This is a genomic window from Saccharothrix sp. 6-C, from assembly GCF_016695385.1.
Taxonomy (GTDB): Bacteria; Actinomycetota; Actinomycetes; order Mycobacteriales; family Pseudonocardiaceae; genus Actinosynnema; species Actinosynnema texasense.
Window position 1 is genome coordinate 6,876,029 of sequence record NZ_CP064192.1, and the last position, 18,498, is coordinate 6,894,526.

Genomic DNA, 18,498 nt, shown 5'->3' on the forward strand with positions numbered 1-18,498 from the left:
CGTTCATGTCTTCAGCTTCACGGCTGACTCATGACGGGTCGACCTGCTTCCTTGCTTCCTGCTGGTCACGGGGCGATCCCGCGACCTCCTGCCCACACTGCTCGAGATGACCGCGCACGCGTTGCACGTCGAGCGGTCCCTGGACCTTGAAGGCCCTGGGGAACGCCCGCCGCTTCTCGGCGTTGCGGAGGCAGTCCGGATCGGGGTGCAGCCATGCTCCCCTACCGGGCAACCGTCGACGTGTGTCCGGGACCACAGTCCCGTCCACGACCACCACGCGCAGCAGCTCGGAGGGCAACGTCCGAGCGCGGCATCCGATGCACGTACGAACCGGGCCGATGTGCGTGAGATCCGATCCCCGACGTTGAACCACTGAGAAGTCTATCCCCTGTTGCTTATTCAGCCGAACCGGATGCCGATGCGCCCGCCGGAGCGGACCCGCCGGCCTCCGCATCACTGCGGATGTCGATGCGCCAGCCGGTGAGCCTGGCGGCCAACCGGGCGTTCTGGCCCTCCTTGCCGATGGCGAGGGAGAGCTGGAAGTCCGGGACCACGACCCGTGCCGTCTTGGCGCGCTCGTCGAGCACCCGCACAGACACAACCTTCGCCGGTGACAAGGCATTCCCGACGAACGTCGCCGGGTCGTCGGAGTGGTCGATGATGTCGATCTTCTCACCGGCCAGCTCGCTCATGACGTTGCGCACCCGGGCGCCCATCGGCCCGATGCAGGCGCCCTTGGCGTTGACGCCGGGCACCGTCGTGCGGACCGCGATCTTCGAACGGTGACCTGCCTCACGTGCCACCGCGGGGATCTCCACGGTGCCGTCGGCGATCTCGGGCACCTCGAGCGCGAACAACCTGCGCACCAGGTTCGGGTGCGTGCGCGAAAGGGTGATCTGCGGGCCGCGCGAGCCGCGGGACACGCCCACGACGTAGCACTTGAGCCGCGAGCCGTGCTCGTAGGACTCGCCGGGCACCTGCTCGGCGGGCGGCAGCACGCCCTCGGTGTCGCCGATCTGGACCACGACCATGCCGCGGGCGTTGGCGCGGGCGTCGCGCTGCACGACGCCGGCGATGATCTCGCCCTCCTTGGCGGAGAACTCGCCGAACGTGCGCTCGTGCTCGGCGTCGCGCAGGCGCTGGAGGATGACCTGGCGGGCGGTGGTGGCGGCGATGCGGCCGAACCCCTCGGGGGTGTCGTCCCACTCCTCGGCCACGGTGCCGTCCGGGTTCAGCTCCTGCGCGAGCACGCGCACCACGCCGGTCTTGCGGTCGATCTCGACGCGTGAGTGGGAGTGGTGGCCCTCGGTGTGCTTGTAAGCGGTCAGCAGGGCCGTCTCGATGGCTTCGAGAACGGTGTCGAAGGGGATGTCCTTGTCCCGTTCGATCGCCCTGAGAGCGGCGATGTCGACGTTCACTCCGACTCCTCCTTCAGGTGCTTGCCCTCGAGGAGCGCGAGCTCTTCGACCGGCGGCTGCTTGAACTCGACTTCGACGACGGCGCGCTCGATCGTCCGGTACTCGACGCGGCGCAGCTCGCCCTTGACCAGCAGCACGACGCCGGTGTCGTCGGCATCGCCGACGCGGCCGAACCACTCGACCTGCTCCGGCTGCTTGACCTTCACCAGGCGCAGCCGGTTGCGCTTCCAGTGGCGGGGCCTGGTGAGCGGGCGGTCCGCGCCGGGCGAGGTGACCTCGAGCGTGTACGGCCCGGCGATCAGGTGCTCGTTGGCGTCGAGGGCGGCGGAGACGGCGCGGCTGGCCTGCGCCACCTCGTCCAACCCGATCCCGTCGTCGCCGTCCACGACCACCTTGACCAGCCTGCGACGCCCAGCCTGGTTCACGTCGAGCAGCTCGAGGTCGAAGCCGATCGCCTCGACCGCTTCCCGCACGACGGGTGCTAGCTGCGCGGCGAGTTCTCCGCGCGGCGGGCTGGACACGTGGTGACTCCAAGTTCTCTTCGAGTGCAGAGGGCACGGCAACCCCGGCCGACGCTGCACTTCGCCGGCCGTGGTCGCCCAGACTATCTGGTTCGGCGGCCCCCCACGTGCCACGGCGACGCGTCGTGCGCGGCGGGCAGGCGGGCGGCGACGCGGTGGGCGGGTGCGCGGGGGGAAGGTGGCGACGGCGCCGGGCAGGCAGGTGACAGCGCTGTGAGCAGGGGGTCGGCGGTGGTGCGGCGGGCGTGGCGGGGGTGGCGGGCCGTGGACCACCGGGGGCGGCGGGGCTCTGGCAGGATCGGGACACGTGATCGGAAGAACGGCGTTCAGCAGGCGCGCGGTGCTGCTGGTGGCGGCCACGGCGCCGTTGGCAGTCGCGTGCACCACACCCCCTCCCCCGCCTCCGCCACCGGACCCGCTGGCGGAGTTGGTGAAGGCGGCGCTGTCGGACGCCGCGCTGGCCACGGCGGTCGGAGCGCCGGAGACCGCCGCCGCGCGGACCGAGCACGCGACGCGGTTGCAGGCGGAGGTCGACCGGGCCACGCCGCGCGTCGCGGGGTCGGCGGCGCCGTCGACGTCGGCTCAGCCGTCGGTCACGCCCCCGGCGGGGGCGACGCGGGAGGCGTTGGCGGCGGCGTTGCAGGCGGCGCAGAAGCAGGCGGGTGACCTGGTGGCGACGGTGGAGTCGCACCGGGTGGGGTTGGTCGGCTCGGTGGCGGCCGGGTGCGCGAGCTTGCTGGAGGCGCTGTCGTGAGCGTGGAAGCGGTGCAGGGCGCGCTGGCGGCGGAGCACGCGGCGGTGTGGACGTACGGGCTGGTCAGCGCGTTCATCGCGGTGCCGCAGCAGGCGGCGGCGGTGGCGGACGGCGCGAACGCGCACCGGTCGCGGCGGGACGTGACGGAGCGGTGGTTGCGCGACGCCGGCGCGACGCCCGCGCCCCCGGCGGCGGCCTACCTGCCGCCCCAGCCGGTGGACAGCGCGGCGTCGGCCATCGCGGCGTTGGTCGCGGTGGAGACCGATGCGTGCGTGGCCTGGCGAGGGGTGTTGGAGCGGACCGACGACGGCGCGCTGCGCACGTCGGCGTTGGACGCCTTGACGGTGTCCGCGGTGCGGGCGACGCGGTGGCGGAAGGTGGCGGGGCTGACGCCGACGTCGATCGCGTTCCCCGGCGCGGGGGTCGGCTGAGGCGCCGCGCCGTCAGGCGTCGAGGTCGGCGGCGAGGCGGAAGGCGTCGTTGCTGATCCGCTTCATCAGCTGGTTGTGCGCGGTCGCGTCGGGGCCGTGCTTGACGGAGTCCGACTCGATGATGATCACGGCCCGGTCCTCCAGGCGGGCCGCGAAGCCGCCGTTGGCCAGGGTGGCGAGGTTCGGCACGCGCACCGCGCCGTCCTTGACCAGGTCGTTGACGTTGCCGGTGCCGTCGCGGCTGGTCAGGTCCTTCAGCTTGGCGGCGTCCTCGGCCGTCCTCATCCGGACGATCGACACGGACGTGTAGACCTTCACCCCGTCAGGGGTCACCGTCGTGTACAGACCGCGGGTGAGCTGCTGGCACGGCGTGCTGGTCAGGAACGTCTTGGTCTGCCCGTAGGCGTGGGACGCGCAGTCGCTGTCCTTCAGCGGCTCGGGCACGTCCGGTGACGCGGCGAAGGAGAACTCGCCCGACGGGGCGGACGTGGGGGTCGGCGTGCCGGTGGGCGCGTCCTTCGGCATCACGACCAGCCACACCAGCCCGGACACGACGGCCACGCCGAGCAGGCCGAGGCCCTTGAGCAGCAGTCCGCGACGCGGGTGGGCCGCCGGGGCGGCGGCGGGCCCGCGACGCGGCGGGGGCGGGGGCGGCGGTGAGCTCAGCAGCGAGTCCAGCTGCCCGATCTCCGACCGCCACAGCGGCGCGGTGTCCGACGGCCGGATGGGCGGGATCCGCTGCGTCACCTCTTCGGGTGATTCGGGAGGAACCGACACAAAGACCCACGGTAACGGAAGAGGGTCAGGCGAGCGCTGTGAGCACCTGATCGACATCCTCGGCGGTGTTGTAGAGGTGGAAGGCCAGCCGGACGCGTCCGGCGCGGATGCCGGACCGCACGCCGGCCGCCGCGAGCCGCTCGGCGGCGCCGGGGAGGTCCAGGGAGACGATGGCGGTGCCGCGCGGGGGCAGGCCGAGGCCGGTGAGCAGGGCGTCCGCCAGTCCCACGGCGTGCTCGCGGACCGCCGCCAGGTCCAGCGAGGCGAGGTACGGGAGCGAGACGGCGGCGCCGAACTGGGACAGCCAGACCGGGGAGAGGTCGAGGCGGCGGGCGTCGGGGGCGAGGCGCAGCGGGAGGCCGTACACGGTGCTCCAGGGGTCGTCGCCGGCGAACCAGTTGGCCGCGACGGGCACCGTGCGCTCCAGCGCCGAGGGGGAGCACGCCAGCCAGGCGCAGCCGCGCGGCGACATCAGGAACTTGTACCCGACGGCCACGACCCAGTCGGCCCACTCCAGGTCCAGCGGCAGCCAGCCGACCGCCTGGGAGGCGTCGAGCAGGACCGGCACGCCGGTCGCGCGCAGCCCGTCGAGGTCGACCACGCGGCCGTCGGCGGACTGGGCGACGCTGACCGCGACGAGGTCGTGCCCGCCCGCGTGGGCGACGATCTCCTCCAGATCGACTTCGGTGACCCGCAGGCCGCGGGCGGCGAAGGGGAACGTGAGGCTGGTGAACTCGCCGCGCGCGACGAGGACCGAGGCGTCGGCCGGCAGGCCGGCGGCGACCAGGGAGACGAGCTGGGAGCCCGACGCGCCCATCGCGACGCGTTCGGCCGGCACGCCGACGAGCCGGCCGAACGCCTCGCGGGCGGTGGTCGCGTGCTCGTCCGCCGCGCCCGGGCCGTCCGCGCCGACCGACCACCGGCGCACGGCGTCCGCGACGGCCGTGGCGGTGGGCGTCGGCGGCACGCCGATGCCGGCGGTGTTCAGGTAGCCGAGGGGGACGTCGAAGGTCGTGCCGAAGGCTGCGCGCATGGGGTGATCACACGGTCTCGGTGACCCCGTCGTCCACCGATTTGCGGTTCTTGCGACGCGCGTAGACCTGCTTGCGGGTGCGGGCGACGACCTCGCCGGAGGCGTCCACGATGTCGGTGGAGAACCACATCAGGGCCTTGTCGTCGCCCGCGGCCCGGGAGCGCAGCTCGTCCAGGTGCTCGTCGGTCAGGTCGAACTCGGCGTGGACGGTGCCGCGGCCGGGCTTGACGAAGTCGATCTCGCCCGCGCGGTCCCACACGAGGTGCTCGCGGCCCAGGTGGTGCAGCACGAGCAGCATCCAGAACGGGTCGGTCATCGCGAACAGCGAGCCGCCGAAGTGCGTGCCCACGTAGTTGCGGTTCCACCAGTGCATCCGCATCCGGACCTTGACGTGGCGGTAGTCGTCGGACAGCTCGACCACGCGGATGCCGGCGAACAGGAACGGTGGCCACAGGTTCATGCCGCGGCGCAGTCGGGAGGCCTTCACGGCGGCTATGTTACCAGCGGGTAATGAAGGTCAGTGCAGCGTGATGACGTTCTTCGTCACCTTGGCGGCGGCGTCCGAGCAGAGGAACGCGACCACGTCGGCCACGTCCTCGGGCTGGGAGACGTCGTGCCGGGCGCGCACCGCGTCGTTGACCCAGCCGGTGTCGGTGACGCCCGGCTTGACGACGTTGGACGTGATGCCGTGCGGCCACAGCTCGGCCGCCGCCGACATGGCGTAGTTGTCCAGCGCCGCCTTCGCCGCGCCGTAGGTGACCTCGCTGGGGAAGCCGAGCGGGCCGCCGGAGGTCAGGCCGACGATGCGGCCCCAGTTGCCGCCGCGCGCGATGTGCCGGCGGGCGAACTCGGCGATCAGCAGCGCGCCCGCGCGGGCGTCCACGGCGAACTGCGCGTCGAACGTCTGGGGCGTGACGGCTTGCAGGACGCGGCCGAACTGGTCGGTGTCCACGGCGAGGAACGTGTCCTGCACCCAGCTGGAGGCGTTGTTGACCAGGATGTCGACCGGCCCGAAGACCCGTTCCGCGGTGTCGAAGAGCGTGGTGGGCGCGAGCGCGTCGGTGAGGTCGACTTCCAGCGCGTGGGCCTTGCCGCCCGCCTCGGTGATGGCGGCGACCACGTCCGCCGCGTCCGACTCGCGGGCGGTGAAGTACGCGCCCGGCAGGCTCGGGTCCGGCGCGGGCGCGAAGCGCAGGAACGTGATGAGGACGTTGACGCCTCGGGCGGCGAGCGCCTTGGCGGTCGCCGCCCCGATGCCCTGGTTGGCCCCGGTGACGATCGCGGTGTGGATCACGGACGGCATGGTGCCCGATCGGGCGGAGGTGGCGCACCGCGATTTAAGCTCTGGAGGCATGCGCAGCGAAGAGATCGAGATCCGCACCGGCTCGACCGAGGTCGTCCACGATCTCACCCGCGCCTGCGAGGACTTCCTGGCCGACGTGGACGGCGACGGGCTGCTGCACCTCTGGGTGCCGCACGCGACGGCGGGCCTGGCGGTGCTGGAGACCGGCGCCGGCAGCGACGACGACCTGCTGGCCGCGCTGCGCGAGCTGCTGCCCGCCGACGGGCGGTGGCGGCACCGGCACGGGACGCCCGGTCACGGCCGTGACCACGTGCTCCCCGCGCTGATGCCGCCCTACGCGACGATCCCGGTGCTAGGCGGTGTGCCGGCGCTCGGCACCTGGCAGTCGGTCTGCCTCGTCGACACCAACGTCGACAACCCCGTCCGCAAGGTCCGCCTGACCTTCCTGGCCGGGTAGCAGGAGCACGACCAGGCCGACCGCGGCGAGTGCGACGAACACCCAGACCTGGGCCGCGCCGGGCGACCCGCCCTGCAGCAGGGCGCGCACGCCCTCGGTGGAGAAGCGGAACGGGGTCCAGGACCACAGCAGGGCCCGGTAGACGGGGTCGATCAGCTCCGGCACCTGGCCCGCGACGGCGGGCGCGATCAGGTACAGCGGGCCGAGCACGGCCATCGCGCGGATGCCCAGCAGCCGCAGCAGCGCGCCTTGGACCAGCGCGAACGCCGCTCCGACCAGGGCGAGGTAGCCGAGCACGGCCGCGGTGAGGGGCAGGGCCGAGTCCCACAGCGTGAAGAGGCCCGCGACCACGGCGACGCCGAGCACGGTCGTGGTGGCGACGCCGGCCAGCCGGCCGAGCGCGGTCGCCCTGCGGGCCACGAGCGTGAACGCCGCGCCCGCGACCAGACCGGCGATCCACAGCAATGCGCTCGCGGCCAGCGGCGCCGTGCGGCCGGCGGCGGACGCCGGGTCGAGCGTGACGACCTCCGCCTGCATCCCGGCGCCCTGGACCACGCCGCCGAGCACCTGCTGGGCGACCTGCGTGCCGGACGGGTTCACCGCGCCGGACAGCAGCACGGTCGCGCCGCCGGGCGCGAGTTCGAGCACCCCGTAGACCTCCCGGCGCGACAGCAGGTCCCTCGCCTCGTCGGGCGTGGCCACGCGCCACGAGACTTCCGCCACGTCGCTGCCGGCCAGCTCGTCGGCGACGCCGCGCAGCTGCGGCGGCGCGTCGGCGCCGACGGCGACCGCGAGCGGCACCCCGTCCGGGTGCGCCGTCGCCTGGACGCCGAACGTCAGCAGGCCCAGCACGAGCGCGATCAACGCGCCCGCGACGGCGGTGGCCACCGCGATGACCGGCGGCGGCCGGTCGTGCAGTGCGGCCATGGTGACCTCCCAGTTGATTCATCATGTGTTGAATTGGAGGCTACGGCGGGCCGCCCGCAGAAGTCAACGCGCGCTGAATTGATCGGAGCGGTCCAGGCCCCGAGCGGCACCGGGTACGGTTTGGGCCGTGACTCACCCAGGTGATGGGCAGTCCGGCTGGGGCGGCCAGCCCAACCAGGGCGATTGGGGCCGGCAGGACCAGGGCTACCCGCAGCAGGTCTTCCCGCAGAACTACGGCGGCTCGTACGGCGGCCTCGGCGTCTTCTCCGGCGGCGAGGAGCCGCCGCCCGAGAAGAAGAGCAAGGCCAAGCTGTGGCTGGTGATCGGCGCGGTCGTCGTCCTGCTCGTCGGCGGCGGCGTGACCGCGTTCGTGCTGACCCGGCCGGACGGCTCGTCGACGGTCGCGCAGAGCACGACGAGCACCACGTCGACGACCACGACCACCACCACGACGAAGACCACGCCGTCGACGCCGCCGAACGCCACCTGCGAGCCCGTCAAGCAGGGCTGGAACTGCCTGCCGGTGACCGCCCTGTCCTACAGCTACGACGTGCCCAAGGGCTGGTCGCCCGCGCCGGGCAGCGCGCCCGTCGAGGCCATGGAGGACGTGAAGCTGACCGGCCTCACCGTCAGCGGCGCGTACGACTGCGGCGGCAACGGCTTCACCCGCGGCGGCGCGGGCGGTGTCGTGGTGCCGCAGACCGACCTCACCGCCGTGGCCAAGGACTTCGCCCAGAAGCTCGCCACGCAGTACTACAAGTCCGCGCCCAAGTCCGAGGTCAAGCTCGGCGAGCCGAAGCCGGTGAAGCTGCCGAGCTCGCTGGGCGACATCGAGGGCGTGCAGGTCGACGCGGTCGCCACCACCTCCGGCAACGAGTGCCTGGCCACCAAGGGCATGGTGAAGGTCCTGGTCCTCAAGGGGGACAAGGGTTTCCACGTGTTCATGGCGAACGGCGACCTCGAGGGCGGCCCGGCCGAGCCGAAGCCGCCGACCGAGGCCGACCTTCAGGGCATGGTCGACTCCGTGAAGCCGCTGAGCCGGTGAGCTACTCCGGGCTGGGCGTCTACCAGCAGCAACCGCCGAAGCGGCCGAGCCGCGCGCCGCTGTGGATCGCGCTGGCCGTGGTCGCCGTGCTGCTGGTCGGCGGCGGCGTCACCGCGCTGGTGGTGCTGAAGTCCGGTGACGGCCAGGCGGCGCCCACCGCCGCGTCGACCACCTCGACCGAGGCCGAGCCGGACTGGCAGCCGGTGGACGACGAGAAGGCCGGCCTGTCCTACGAGCTGCCGCCGTCCTGGGAGGCGAGCGGCACCGGCTCGTCCGGGCGGGTCAAGCTGAGCACCACGTACGTGTCGCGGCCGTTCCAGTGCCAGGGCCGGAGCATGATCCAGGCGCAGGCGATGGCCGGTTCGCTCGTCCACGACGACCCGGAGCAGGTCGCCGCCGAACTGGTGGACCGGATCGCCGCCGGCGGGTACACGGTGAACGGCGCGCCACCCGAGATCGGCGAGCCGCGCGTCGAGTCCGGCGACGACGGGGTCGTCCGGCTCAGCGTCGAGGTGACGCCCAAGTCCGCCAGCGCCTGCTACGCGCCCAAGGCCACGGTCAGCGCGGTGGCGATGCGCGACGGCTCCGAGGTGGCCGTGTTCGTGCTCAACGTCGCCGAGGGCGGGCCGCACGTGGCCGAGGGACCGTCCGACGAGGACGTGCGGCGCATCCTGGGAAGCGTGCGGCAGTCGTGAACACGCTGGTGCTGTGGGACATCGACCTGACGTTGATCGACGCCAGGGGCCTCGGGCACGAGTGGTACCGGACCGCGTTCCGCGTGACGTCGGGCCTGGACCTCGTGCACGTGCCCAGCTTCCCCGGCCGCACCGAGCGCGCCATCACGCGTGAGCTGCTGACCGCGCACGACCTGGAGCCGACCGAGGAGCTGGTGGCCCGGCTGCACGCGGAGCTGATCGACGTGGCCACGCGGGAACGCGACCTGCTGCCCGCGCGGGGGCACGCGCTCCCGGGCGCCCTGGCGGCGCTGGAGGCGTTGGCGGAGCGCGAGGACGTCGTGCAGTCGCTGGTCACCGGGAACCTCGTGGAGATCGCCCGGCACAAGCTGGCCGCGTTCGGGCTCGACGGACACCTGGACTTCGAGATCGGCGGCTACGGCTCGGTGTCCGAGCACCGGCCCGCGCTGGTGCTGGAGGCGGTGCGGTTGGCCACCGCCAAGCACGCCCGCGAGTTCCGGGCGGTCGTCATCGGCGACACCCCGCACGACGTGGACGCCGCACTGCACCACGGGGCCGTCGCCATCGGCGTGGCGACGGGCCGCAGCAGCGTCGCGGACCTGCGGGAGGCGGGCGCGCACGTCGTGCTGGCGGACCTGTCCGACACGGCGACCGTGCTGGACGCGGTGCTCAACCGCTAGGGCCGGCCCGCCACAGGTGCACTCGCACGTCCGGGGGGAAGCCCTCCAGGCCGAACAGGAGGGTTTCGCCCCGGCTCGACGCGACCGCCACCAGCTCGGCGAGCCGGTCGAACCCGCTGCCCCGCACCGGTGACCGGGTCCACGTGATGCCGTCCGGCGACGACCACACCAGGCCCGCCTCACCCCGTTCCGTCCGGCCGATCGCGATGAACCCGGTCCCCCACGGGTGGACCGCGGTCGGCCACTGCCCGGTCGCGGGCACGACGGCGTCGTCCGGGAGCCGCCCGAGGTCGATGGCGCCGTCGCTCCACCCGCTGTCCCCGTCGCGCCGGTACCGCGCGTACAGGCCGGACGGGCTCTGGCCCAGCACGAACGTCAAGGACCCGGCACGTCCCACGGCGAGTCGGGTGCCGATCGGCAGGCCGTCGCCGACGTACTGCCAGGACTCGCCGTCCGTCGACCGGTACAGCGGTGTGTCCTCCCGGAACACGTCGACGCCGTAAGCGCCGGAGTCGTGCAGGAGGAAGCCGTCGTCCGTCGCGACCACCCGCGGCGTGATGCCGATCACGGTCCGCGCGAGCGTGAGGTCGCCCGCGTACCGGAACTCCTCCCCGTCGGCGGAGTGCCAGAACTCGAAGCCGAAGAAGTCCTCCGGGGTGTGCTCGGCCTCCAGCCCGGCGGCGTAGTCGAACCCGTCGGACCCGACGACCAGCACGCCGTGCGGCCCGGCGGCGATGGCCATGAACGGGTCGTCCAGGTCGCCGTACGGCAGTGGCGTCCGCTGCCACGTCGTGCCGTCCTCGGTGCGCCACACGGCCACCTCGCCCGCAGCGCCGCCCAGGACGTAGGCGGTGGAGCCGTACGCGGCGAACGGCTGGCCGCGCAGGTGGTCGCCGAACCCCTCGGGAGCCTGTTCGGTCCACTTCCGCCCGTCCGGGGACGAGAACAGCGCGGGCTCCGGGTAGTCGCCCGCCACCAACAGCCCGCCGTCCCAGCCGATCGCGGCCCGCACGTAGAGCGAGGCCAGCTCCGCGGGCAGCTCGGACCGGTCCTGCTCCGACCACCGCGGCGGCGCGAAGGACGGCGGCGGCTCGGGGGCGGCGCCACACCCGACCAGCACGGCGAGCAGCGCGCCGACCACCACCCGGGTCAGCACGACGGCTGCCACCGGGAGCCGCCGTCGAGGAGGCAGAACCGGCGCGCCGCGGCGATGCCCGTGGTCCGGAAGGGCTCGCCGCGGTCGTCGAGGACCAACTCGCCCTCGGTGGCGCCGGACGTCCACCTGAGGTGGAGCCGCCACGCGACCTCCTCGTCGTCCGGGGAGAGGGCCGTGATGACGAACTGCTCCGGCTCGACCTCGTCGACCCGGAAGGGGAAGGTCAGCGGCTCGCCCTCGAACACCCTCGGCACCAGTTCGGGGGACGCCGCGGCGAGGTCGAGCTGGAAGAAGCGGGGCACGACGTCGGACTGGCACGCCGAGGGCAGGTACACCCCCGCGCGCGCGGGGGTGCGGCTCAGCACCTCGACCCACGCCGACTGCAGCACCACCGACGTGCGGGTCTGCCCCTGCACCGTGACGACGACCTCGCCGCCCGTGGCGAGCACCGCGTCGACCGGGCGGCGGGTGGTGAACGGCACGGGCGCGTCACCGCGCTCGGGAACCACCCAGCCGGACGTGCAGTCGTCCTTGAGCCGGAGGTCGGTGTCGGCCAGGGGCGCGACCGGTGGGGCCGGTTCCTCCCGGGTCAACCGCCACACCACGGCCACACCCGCCACGACCACCAGCACGACCACCACGAGCAGGGCGACCACGCCGCGGCGGTCGTGCTGGTCGCCGATCCGGACGTGCTCCACCCGGCCGGCCTGCACCACCGCGTCGGCGTGGCCGCTCATCACGTTCCTGGTGTCATCCCCGATGCCCGGATGTTCCCAGCCGGCGGTGGTGGCCGGTACGCCCTTCTGCGGTCCGATCGGGTGGTGTCAGCCCTTGACGACGCCCAGCAGGTGCTGGACCGCGTCGGCGACCGGCACCTCTTCGCGCTCGCCCGTGCGGCGGTCCTTGACCTCGACCAGGCCGTTGGCCAGGCCGCGGCCGACCACCAGGATCGTCGGCACGCCGATCAGCTCGGCGTCGGCGAACTTCACGCCCGGGCTCGCCTTGCGGTCGTCCAGCAGCACCTTCACGCCCGCCGCGGACAGCTCGCCCGCCAGCTTCTCGCCGCCCGCGAGCAGCGCCTCGTCCTTGCCCGCGACGACCACGTGCACGTCGGCGGGCGCGACGTTGCGCGGCCAGATCAGGCCGCGGTCGTCGTGGCTCTGCTCGGCGATCACGGCCACCAGGCGGGACACGCCGATGCCGTAGGAGCCCATGGTGATCCGGATGGGCTTGCTGTCGGGGCCGAGCGCGTCCAGCGCGAACGCGTCCGCGTACTTGCGGCCCAGCTGGAAGATGTGCCCGATCTCGATGCCGCGCGCGGACACCAGCGAGCCCCTGCCGTCCGGCGACGCGTCGCCCTCGCGGACCTCGGCCACGTCGATCGTGCCGTCCGGGGTGAAGTCGCGGCCGCAGACCAGGTCCACCACGTGGTGGTCGGCCTTGTCCGCGCCGGTCACCCACGCCGTGCCGCGCACCACGCGCGGGTCGACCAGGTACCTCACCCCGTTGGCCTGGACCGCCGCCGGGCCGATGTAGCCCTTGACCAGGAAGGAGTTGCGGGCGAAGTCCGCGTCCTCCAGCATCGCGACCTCGGCGGGCTCGACCGCCGCCTCCAGGCGCTTGAGGTCGACCTCGCGGTCGCCGGGCAGGCCGATGGCCAGCAGCGTCCAGTCCTGCTCGCCGGGCTTCCTGGTCTTGACGAGGAAGTTCTTCAGCGTGTCCGCGGCGGTGAAGGTGCGGTCGGTGTTGGCGTTCAGGTAGTCGACCATCGTCTTGATGGTCGGCGTGTTCGGCGTGTGGTGCACCTGCGCCGCGGGGTGGGCCGCCGGGTCCTGCTCGGGGGGCGCGGGCGTGACGACGGCTTCCACGTTCGCCGCGTAGTCCGACTCCGTGCTGCGGACGAAGGTGTCCTCGCCGGTCGGCGCGACCGCCAGGAACTCCTCCGACGCCGAGCCGCCCATCGCGCCCGACGTGGCGGAGACGATGACGTACTCCAGCCCGAGCCGCTCGAAGATGCGGATGTAGGCCTCGCGGTGCCGCTGGTAGGACTGCGCCAGGCCCTCGTCGGCGAGGTCGAAGGAGTAGGAGTCCTTCATCAGGAACTCGCGGCCCCGCAGGATGCCCGCGCGGGGACGCGCCTCGTCCCGGTACTTCGTCTGGATCTGGTAGAGCGTGACCGGGTAGTCCTTGTAGGAGGAGTACTCGCCCTTCACCGTGAGCGCGAACAGCTCCTCGTGCGTGGGGCCGAGCAGGTAGTCGGCGCCCTTGCGGTCCTTGAGGCGGAACAGGTTGGGCCCGTACTCGGTCCACCGGTTCGTCGCCTCGTAGGGCTCCTTCGGCAGCAGCGCGGGGAACTGGATCTCCTGCGCGCCGAAGGCGTCCATCTCGTCGCGCACGACCTGCTCGATGTTGCGCAGCACCCGCAGCCCCAGCGGCAGCCACGAGTAACCGCCCGGCGCGACGCGGCGCACGTAGCCGGCGCGGACCAGCAGCTTGTGGCTGGGTACTTCGGCGTCCGCCGGGTCCTCGCGCAGCGTGCGCAGGAACAGCGACGACATCCTCGTGATCACGGTGGGTGCTCCTCGTGGGCGGGTTGTCCGGGAAAGGGTAGTGAACGTGCCCTGATCAGTTCCAACGGGTTGGGCCGGGGTGAGCGCGGCGGCGATTGTCGGTGGTCGGCGCTAGCGTGCCGGGCCATGACCCTCACCATCGGCATGATCACCATCGACACGACCGACCCGCACCGGCTGGCGGACTTCTGGACCAAGGCGCTGGGCACGTCGGTGCAGCACGACTGGGGCGAGTTCCTGGTCCTCGCGCCGGCGGGCGGCGAGGGCGGGCTCCAGCTGGGGCTGCAACGCGTCGACGACCCGACGCCGGGCAAGAACCGGGTCCACTTCGACTCCCACGTCGAGGACCGCGCGGGTGAGGTGGCCAGGTTGGTCGGGCTCGGCGCGACGGAGATCGGCGAGCACACCGTGCCGGGCCTGACCTGGACCGTCCTGGCGGACCCGGACGGTAACCAGTTCTGCGTCGGCCAGTCGGGCTGACCTCGCTGACCGTCCTTCCGGAGGGGCCGGGGACAGGCGCGCGGGGCAGGTTTCCCGCAGGGGCGACCCGTGGGCGTGGGGTCAGCGGCGGGCAGGTGTGGGATGCGGGCGGGCGACCGGTGCGGGCCGGGGGCGAGTGCGGCGGGTCGGGTGGCGGCGCAGTGGGCGGTGCGGGCGAGAGCAGGTGCTGGTCGGTCGGCGCATAGGCTCGACCCTCGTGTTGGTACTGCTCCCCCCGTCGGAGACCAAGGCCCTCGGTGGCTCCGGCGCGCCCCTCGACCTCGACCTGCTGTCGCACCCGGAGCTCACGCCGGTGCGCGGCAAGCTGGTGGACGCCCTCGTCGACCTCGCCGCCGACGTGCCCGCCAGCCTCGCCGTGCTCGGGCTGTCCGAACGCCAGGCCGGCGAAGTCGAGCGCAACGCCGAGCTGCGCCGCTCCCCCACGCTGCCCGCGCTCGCCAGGTACACCGGGGTGCTGTACGACGCGCTCGGCCTCGACTCGTTGACGAAGGCGGAGAGGGCCAGGGCGTTCGCGCGGCTCTCGGTGGCCTCGGCCCTGTTCGGCGTGGTCGGCGGCGGGGATCCGATTCCCGCCTACCGGTTGTCGGGTGGCAGCGTGCCGCCCTCCGTCGGCCCCCTCGGCGGGCTGTGGCGGCCCGCGCTCGAACCGGTGCTGGCCGCCGCCGACGAGTTCGTCGTCGACCTGCGGTCGAGCCCGTACACCTCGTTGGCCCGCATCCCCCACGCCGCCGTGATCCGCGTGGTCACCGAGGACGGCGCCGGGCGGCGCAACGCGGTCAGCCACTTCAACAAGGCGCACAAGGGCCGGCTCGCGCAGGCGATCGTCAAGTCGCGGTCCGAGCCGAACGACCTCAAAGGCCTGGTCAAGGTCGCCGGCCGGGCCGGGCTGCGGGTGGAGCGCACGGGCCCCGCGACCGCCGACCTGGTCGTCTAGCCGTCAGGCCGAGCGGGCCGGGTGGATCGACCGCACGGCCCCGACCGGACGGCGGGGCGCGGCGCCGCGGTGGCGCGCGGTCGAGTGCGCGGCGACGGCACGCAGGTCGGCGGTCACGCGCGGCAGGTCGCGGTCTTCGGTGTCCGTGCCGCCCGCCAGGCGGGAGCCCAGGTGCGGTTGTCGCCGGTGGTTGCGCTCCAGGCCGTAGACGACCAGCGCCACGACGGCCAGGGCGAAGAGGATCGCAGTCATGGCACTAACTGTGCGATGCACAAGAAGCAGCCACAATTGGCAGCCTTGCCGTTGTGCGTCAAAATGCAGCCAAGTAGGGTGACGGCATGCTCCGCACCGTCGCCGCCGTCCTCATCGACGGCCTCGCACCGTTCGAGTTCGGCGTGATCTGCGAGGTCTTCGGCGTCGACCGCACCGACGACGGCGTGCCGCGGATCGACTTCCGGGTCTGCGGCGAACGCCCCGGCGAACCGGTCACCACGGACGTCGGCGCGTCCGTGGTCCCCGCGCACGGCCTCGACGCGCTGGCCGGCGCCGACCTGGTCGCCGTGGCCGCCGCGAAGATCCGCGACGAGTACCCGCCGGCGCTCCTCGACGCCCTCCGCGACGCCCACGGCCGGGGGGCCACGCTGCTGTCGGTGTGCAGCGGCGCGTTCGTGCTCGGCGCGGCGGGCCTGCTCGACGACCGCCGCTGCACCACCCACTGGCGCCACGCCGCCGACCTGGCCGCGCGCTTCCCCCACGCCAAGGTCGACCCGGACGTGCTGTTCGTGGACGACGGCGACATCGTCAGCAGCGCGGGCACGGCCGCGGGCATCGACGCGTGCCTGCACGTGGTCCGCCGGGAGTTCGGCGCGGGCGTCACGGCGACCATCGCGCGGCGCATGGTCGTCGCACCCCAGCGCGACGGCGGCCAGCGCCAGTTCGTCGAGGTGCCGACGCCGCCGCACGAGGCCGACAGCCTCCAGCCGCTGCTCGCCTGGCTCCAGGACCGGCTCGACCAGGAGCACACCGTCGCGAGCCTGGCCGAGCGGGCGACGATGTCCGAGCGCACGTTCGCCCGCCGCTTCGCCGCCGAGACCGGCACGACGCCGCACCGCTGGCTCACCACCCAGCGCGTGCTGCGCGCCCGCCAGCTCCTGGAGGAGACGCAGCTCACCGTGGAGGACGTGGCCCACCGCTCGGGCTTCGGCACGGCCGCACTCCTGCGGCACCACTTCACGTCCGTGGTGGGAGTCCCGCCAAAGGATTACCGCCGTTCGTTCGCCCACCGCTGATCGCCGTTTGCGTGACCGAAGGTCAGGATTTGTCACCACTCGTGAGGGTGGTGACAGAATGACCGGGTGACCGCCGACACACCTCCCGCCACACCGGGCACCACGTTCTCGGACCCGGTCACCCCGGACCAACTCCGGGTGATCACCGAGGACCTGCGGACCGACGCGCTCGACGCGCCGGGAGCCCTGAAGCGGGTGTGGTCCGGCGTGTGCCTGGCCCGCCTGCTCGGGCTGCGCCTGGCCCTGGCCGACCCCACCTGGCAGCAGCGGCAGGTCAACGCGGAGTCGGTGGAGCACCAGCTGGCCCGCGACCTCGGGACCTCGGCGACGTTCACCGACACCACGCTCACGCTCCCCGGCGCCGCGGCTCCCCGTCCGCTCGCGCCGGGCGAGGTGGACGACGCGGTGGCCGCGCTGGTGGAGTTCAGCGGCACGGCCCGGCAGCGGATGCTGGCCGTCGCGCCGAAGGCCCCGCAGTGGCACGACGAACGGGTGCTGCGGCACGACTCGCTGGTGATCGCCCAGCTCGCCGCGGCCTGGATGGGCGAACGCGGCAGCTACCGCGCCGAGTCTCGCTGAACGACGCGGTCCCGCTGGACGACGGAGCCGCGGTCGGCAGCGGAGTCGAGGCGGGGCCAGTCGAGGCGGGGCCAGTCGAGGCGGGGCCAGTCTCGGCAGGGCGGGTCGAGGCAGGGCGGGTCGAGGCAGGGCGGGTCGAGGCAGGGCCAGTCTCGGTGAAGCGGTAAATGGGTTGCGGCGGTGGGAGCGGGCCCGGCACCCTGTGCCGGTACGCGCAGAGCGCCGGTGGTGGCAGACCACGGCGGAGTCGAGGAGGTGCCAGATGGCGACAGCTGTCCGGGACGTGGCACCGACCCGTCCGCTCGCCCCGCCCGCCTGAGGCGAACCCGCGCGAAAGACCACACCGCGCCGGGTGGGGGCGATCACTCCCACTTCACCTGGAGCACATCCAGTGCGCGAGCACGACCAGTACACCGAGTTCGAATCCGACTTCGACCACGCCGACGACCTCAAGTGGCATGCCAAGAAGGCGAAGAAGGCCCAGGCGCGCACCGACGGCGACGTCGAGCCGGGCCGTCGCGGCCGGCTCACCGAGGAAGCCAAGGACCGCCTCGCCCAGATGCGGGAGGACGCCGTCGCGGCGGACGTCCCGGAGGACGGCGACCGCTGGTCCACCTGGGGCGATGCCGACCAGGGCCCGAAACCGCACCCGCAGTGGCTCGTCACCGACCTGTCCGCGGTCGACCGCGAGCTGGGGATCGTGAAGACCGGCAAGGAAGCGGACGTCTTCCTGCTGGAACGCGCCATGCCCGGCACCGACCGGTCGTGCCTGCTGGCCGCGAAGCGGTACCGCAGCAACGACCACCGGCTGTTCCACCGGGACGCGGGCTACCTCGAGGGCAGGCGCATGCGCCGGTCCCGCGAGATGCGCGCGATGACGAACCGCAGCGCGTTCGGCCGCAACCTCATCGCCGAGCGGTGGGCGGTGGCCGAGTTCGCCGCGCTGGCGAAGCTCTGGCAGATGGGCGCGCCGGTGCCCTACCCGGTGCAGCGCGACGGCACCGAGCTGCTGCTGGAGTTCGTCGGCACGGACGGCGCGGCGGCGCCGAGGCTGGCGCAGCTGCGGCCGGAGCCGGACGAGCTGCTCGACCTGTGGCGGCAGCTGGTGGACGCGCTGGGCGTGATGGCGTCCACCGGGCTGGGTCACGGAGACCTGTCGGCGTTCAACCTGATGGTCCACGACGGGCGGCTGGTCGTGATCGACCTGCCGCAGGTGGTGGACCTGGTGGCGAACCCGCGCGGGCCCGAGTTCCTGGAGCGGGACGTGCGCAACGTGGCCGGCTGGTTCACCGCGCGCGGCCTGCCGCCGGAGCTGGCGGAGCCGCGCGAGCTCACCGGGATGCTGCTGGACCTGGCGGGTCTGCGCTGACCGTCCGGTGCTCGCGGCGGGCTCCGGGCCGACACCGGTCCGGAGCCCGCCGCGAGCAC

23 protein-coding genes are annotated in these 18,498 nt (G+C 73.2%); 11 read left to right on the forward strand and 12 right to left on the reverse strand.

The genetic code is table 11. The features are described from left to right. Positions 1–28 precede the first annotated feature (28 nt). The 3 genes from IOD16_RS29105 to rimP are packed head-to-tail and all read right to left on the reverse strand — an operon-like array spanning position 29 to position 1,939. Positions 29–454 (reverse strand): YlxR family protein, encoded by a 426-nt coding sequence (locus tag IOD16_RS29105; protein ID WP_123748402.1) that lies wholly within the window; start codon positions 452–454, stop codon positions 29–31. Beyond that, on the reverse strand, positions 396–1,418 hold the full coding sequence (nusA, locus tag IOD16_RS29110; protein ID WP_053719952.1) for a transcription termination factor NusA: 1,023 nt from the start codon (positions 1,416–1,418) through the stop codon (positions 396–398). The genes IOD16_RS29105 and nusA overlap by 59 nt, the downstream gene beginning before the upstream one ends. After that, on the reverse strand, positions 1,415–1,939 hold the full coding sequence (gene rimP / locus IOD16_RS29115) for a ribosome maturation factor RimP (RefSeq protein WP_123746041.1): 525 nt from the start codon (positions 1,937–1,939) through the stop codon (positions 1,415–1,417). Before rimP ends, nusA begins: the two co-directional genes overlap by 4 nt. A gap of 307 nt (positions 1,940–2,246) precedes the next feature. On the opposite strand from rimP, the gene IOD16_RS29120 reads away from it, so the two are divergent. Beyond that, complete coding sequence (locus IOD16_RS29120; RefSeq protein WP_236594448.1) at positions 2,247–2,693, forward strand: hypothetical protein; 447 nt, start codon at positions 2,247–2,249, stop codon at positions 2,691–2,693. Continuing rightward, positions 2,690–3,124 (forward strand): ferritin-like domain-containing protein, encoded by a 435-nt coding sequence (locus tag IOD16_RS29125; RefSeq protein ID WP_236594449.1) that lies wholly within the window; start codon positions 2,690–2,692, stop codon positions 3,122–3,124. Before IOD16_RS29120 ends, IOD16_RS29125 begins: the two co-directional genes overlap by 4 nt. A gap of 12 nt (positions 3,125–3,136) precedes the next feature. Here the strand turns inward: IOD16_RS29125 and IOD16_RS29130 are convergent, their stop codons facing one another. From IOD16_RS29130 to IOD16_RS29145, 4 genes are read right to left on the reverse strand one after another with little or no spacing between them, the layout of a single operon-like run. Then, positions 3,137–3,901: a hypothetical protein gene (locus IOD16_RS29130; protein ID WP_201436897.1), complete on the reverse strand. Its 765-nt coding sequence runs from the start codon at positions 3,899–3,901 to the stop codon at positions 3,137–3,139. Between the two features lie 25 nt (positions 3,902–3,926). After that, a complete protein-coding gene (locus tag IOD16_RS29135; protein ID WP_201436898.1) occupies positions 3,927–4,934 on the reverse strand; it encodes an aminotransferase class V-fold PLP-dependent enzyme in 1,008 nt (335 codons plus the stop codon). Positions 4,935–4,941: 7 nt separating this feature from the next. Next, positions 4,942–5,421 (reverse strand): DUF4442 domain-containing protein, encoded by a 480-nt coding sequence (locus IOD16_RS29140; RefSeq protein WP_201436899.1) that lies wholly within the window; start codon positions 5,419–5,421, stop codon positions 4,942–4,944. 30 nt (positions 5,422–5,451) lie between these two features. After that, on the reverse strand, positions 5,452–6,237 hold the full coding sequence (locus tag IOD16_RS29145) for an SDR family NAD(P)-dependent oxidoreductase (protein WP_236594450.1): 786 nt from the start codon (positions 6,235–6,237) through the stop codon (positions 5,452–5,454). A 49-nt stretch (positions 6,238–6,286) separates the two neighbouring features. On the opposite strand from IOD16_RS29145, the gene IOD16_RS29150 reads away from it, so the two are divergent. Then, on the forward strand, positions 6,287–6,694 hold the full coding sequence (locus tag IOD16_RS29150) for a YjbQ family protein (protein ID WP_201436901.1): 408 nt from the start codon (positions 6,287–6,289) through the stop codon (positions 6,692–6,694). Here the strand turns inward: IOD16_RS29150 and IOD16_RS29155 are convergent. Further along, positions 6,590–7,621 (reverse strand): ABC transporter permease, encoded by a 1,032-nt coding sequence (locus tag IOD16_RS29155; RefSeq protein ID WP_201436902.1) that lies wholly within the window; start codon positions 7,619–7,621, stop codon positions 6,590–6,592. The genes IOD16_RS29150 and IOD16_RS29155 overlap by 105 nt on opposite strands. Before the next feature lie 127 nt (positions 7,622–7,748). On the opposite strand from IOD16_RS29155, the gene IOD16_RS29160 reads away from it, so the two are divergent. From IOD16_RS29160 to IOD16_RS29170, 3 genes are read left to right on the forward strand one after another with little or no spacing between them, the layout of a single operon-like run. Further along, entirely contained in the window at positions 7,749–8,666 is a 918-nt protein-coding gene (locus tag IOD16_RS29160) for a hypothetical protein (protein ID WP_201436903.1), read from the forward strand. Then, a complete protein-coding gene (locus tag IOD16_RS29165) occupies positions 8,663–9,361 on the forward strand; it encodes a hypothetical protein (protein WP_201436904.1) in 699 nt (232 codons plus the stop codon). The genes IOD16_RS29160 and IOD16_RS29165 overlap by 4 nt, the downstream gene beginning before the upstream one ends. Continuing rightward, positions 9,358–10,041 (forward strand): HAD family hydrolase, encoded by a 684-nt coding sequence (locus IOD16_RS29170; RefSeq protein ID WP_123746032.1) that lies wholly within the window; start codon positions 9,358–9,360, stop codon positions 10,039–10,041. The genes IOD16_RS29165 and IOD16_RS29170 overlap by 4 nt, the downstream gene beginning before the upstream one ends. Here IOD16_RS29170 and IOD16_RS29175 read toward each other — a convergent pair. The 3 genes from IOD16_RS29175 to IOD16_RS29185 form a co-directional block, all read right to left on the reverse strand. Continuing rightward, complete coding sequence (locus IOD16_RS29175) at positions 10,031–11,209, reverse strand: hypothetical protein (RefSeq protein ID WP_123746031.1); 1,179 nt, start codon at positions 11,207–11,209, stop codon at positions 10,031–10,033. The two genes, IOD16_RS29170 and IOD16_RS29175, sit on opposite strands and share 11 nt — an antisense overlap. Continuing rightward, positions 11,191–11,934, reverse strand: coding sequence for a hypothetical protein (locus tag IOD16_RS29180; protein WP_201436905.1), 744 nt, complete (start codon positions 11,932–11,934; stop codon positions 11,191–11,193). The genes IOD16_RS29175 and IOD16_RS29180 overlap by 19 nt, the downstream gene beginning before the upstream one ends. A gap of 87 nt (positions 11,935–12,021) precedes the next feature. Next, a complete protein-coding gene (locus IOD16_RS29185) occupies positions 12,022–13,767 on the reverse strand; it encodes a proline--tRNA ligase (protein ID WP_201436906.1) in 1,746 nt (581 codons plus the stop codon). 126 nt (positions 13,768–13,893) lie between these two features. On the opposite strand from IOD16_RS29185, the gene IOD16_RS29190 reads away from it, so the two are divergent. Both IOD16_RS29190 and yaaA read left to right on the forward strand, forming a co-directional pair. Then, a complete protein-coding gene (locus IOD16_RS29190) occupies positions 13,894–14,247 on the forward strand; it encodes a VOC family protein (protein ID WP_201436907.1) in 354 nt (117 codons plus the stop codon). 217 nt (positions 14,248–14,464) lie between these two features. Beyond that, the gene (gene yaaA, locus IOD16_RS29195; protein WP_201436908.1) at positions 14,465–15,202 is read left to right on the forward strand and encodes a peroxide stress protein YaaA; all 738 of its coding nucleotides are present in this window, start codon (positions 14,465–14,467) and stop codon (positions 15,200–15,202) included. Positions 15,203–15,205: 3 nt separating this feature from the next. On the opposite strand, the gene IOD16_RS29200 is transcribed toward yaaA, so the two are convergent. After that, positions 15,206–15,454 carry a hypothetical protein gene (locus IOD16_RS29200; protein ID WP_201436909.1) on the reverse strand — a complete coding sequence of 83 codons (249 nt, stop codon included), beginning with the start codon at positions 15,452–15,454 and terminating at the stop codon, positions 15,206–15,208. An 86-nt stretch (positions 15,455–15,540) separates the two neighbouring features. On the opposite strand from IOD16_RS29200, the gene IOD16_RS29205 reads away from it, so the two are divergent. From IOD16_RS29205 to IOD16_RS29215, 3 genes are all read left to right on the forward strand, one after another. Then, positions 15,541–16,491 (forward strand): helix-turn-helix domain-containing protein, encoded by a 951-nt coding sequence (locus IOD16_RS29205; RefSeq protein WP_201436910.1) that lies wholly within the window; start codon positions 15,541–15,543, stop codon positions 16,489–16,491. Positions 16,492–16,557: 66 nt separating this feature from the next. Further along, positions 16,558–17,070 carry a hypothetical protein gene (locus IOD16_RS29210; RefSeq protein ID WP_123746024.1) on the forward strand — a complete coding sequence of 171 codons (513 nt, stop codon included), beginning with the start codon at positions 16,558–16,560 and terminating at the stop codon, positions 17,068–17,070. Between the two features lie 391 nt (positions 17,071–17,461). Next, positions 17,462–18,439: a serine protein kinase RIO gene (locus IOD16_RS29215; RefSeq protein WP_201436911.1), complete on the forward strand. Its 978-nt coding sequence runs from the start codon at positions 17,462–17,464 to the stop codon at positions 18,437–18,439. The last annotated feature ends 59 nt before the right edge of the window (positions 18,440–18,498 follow it).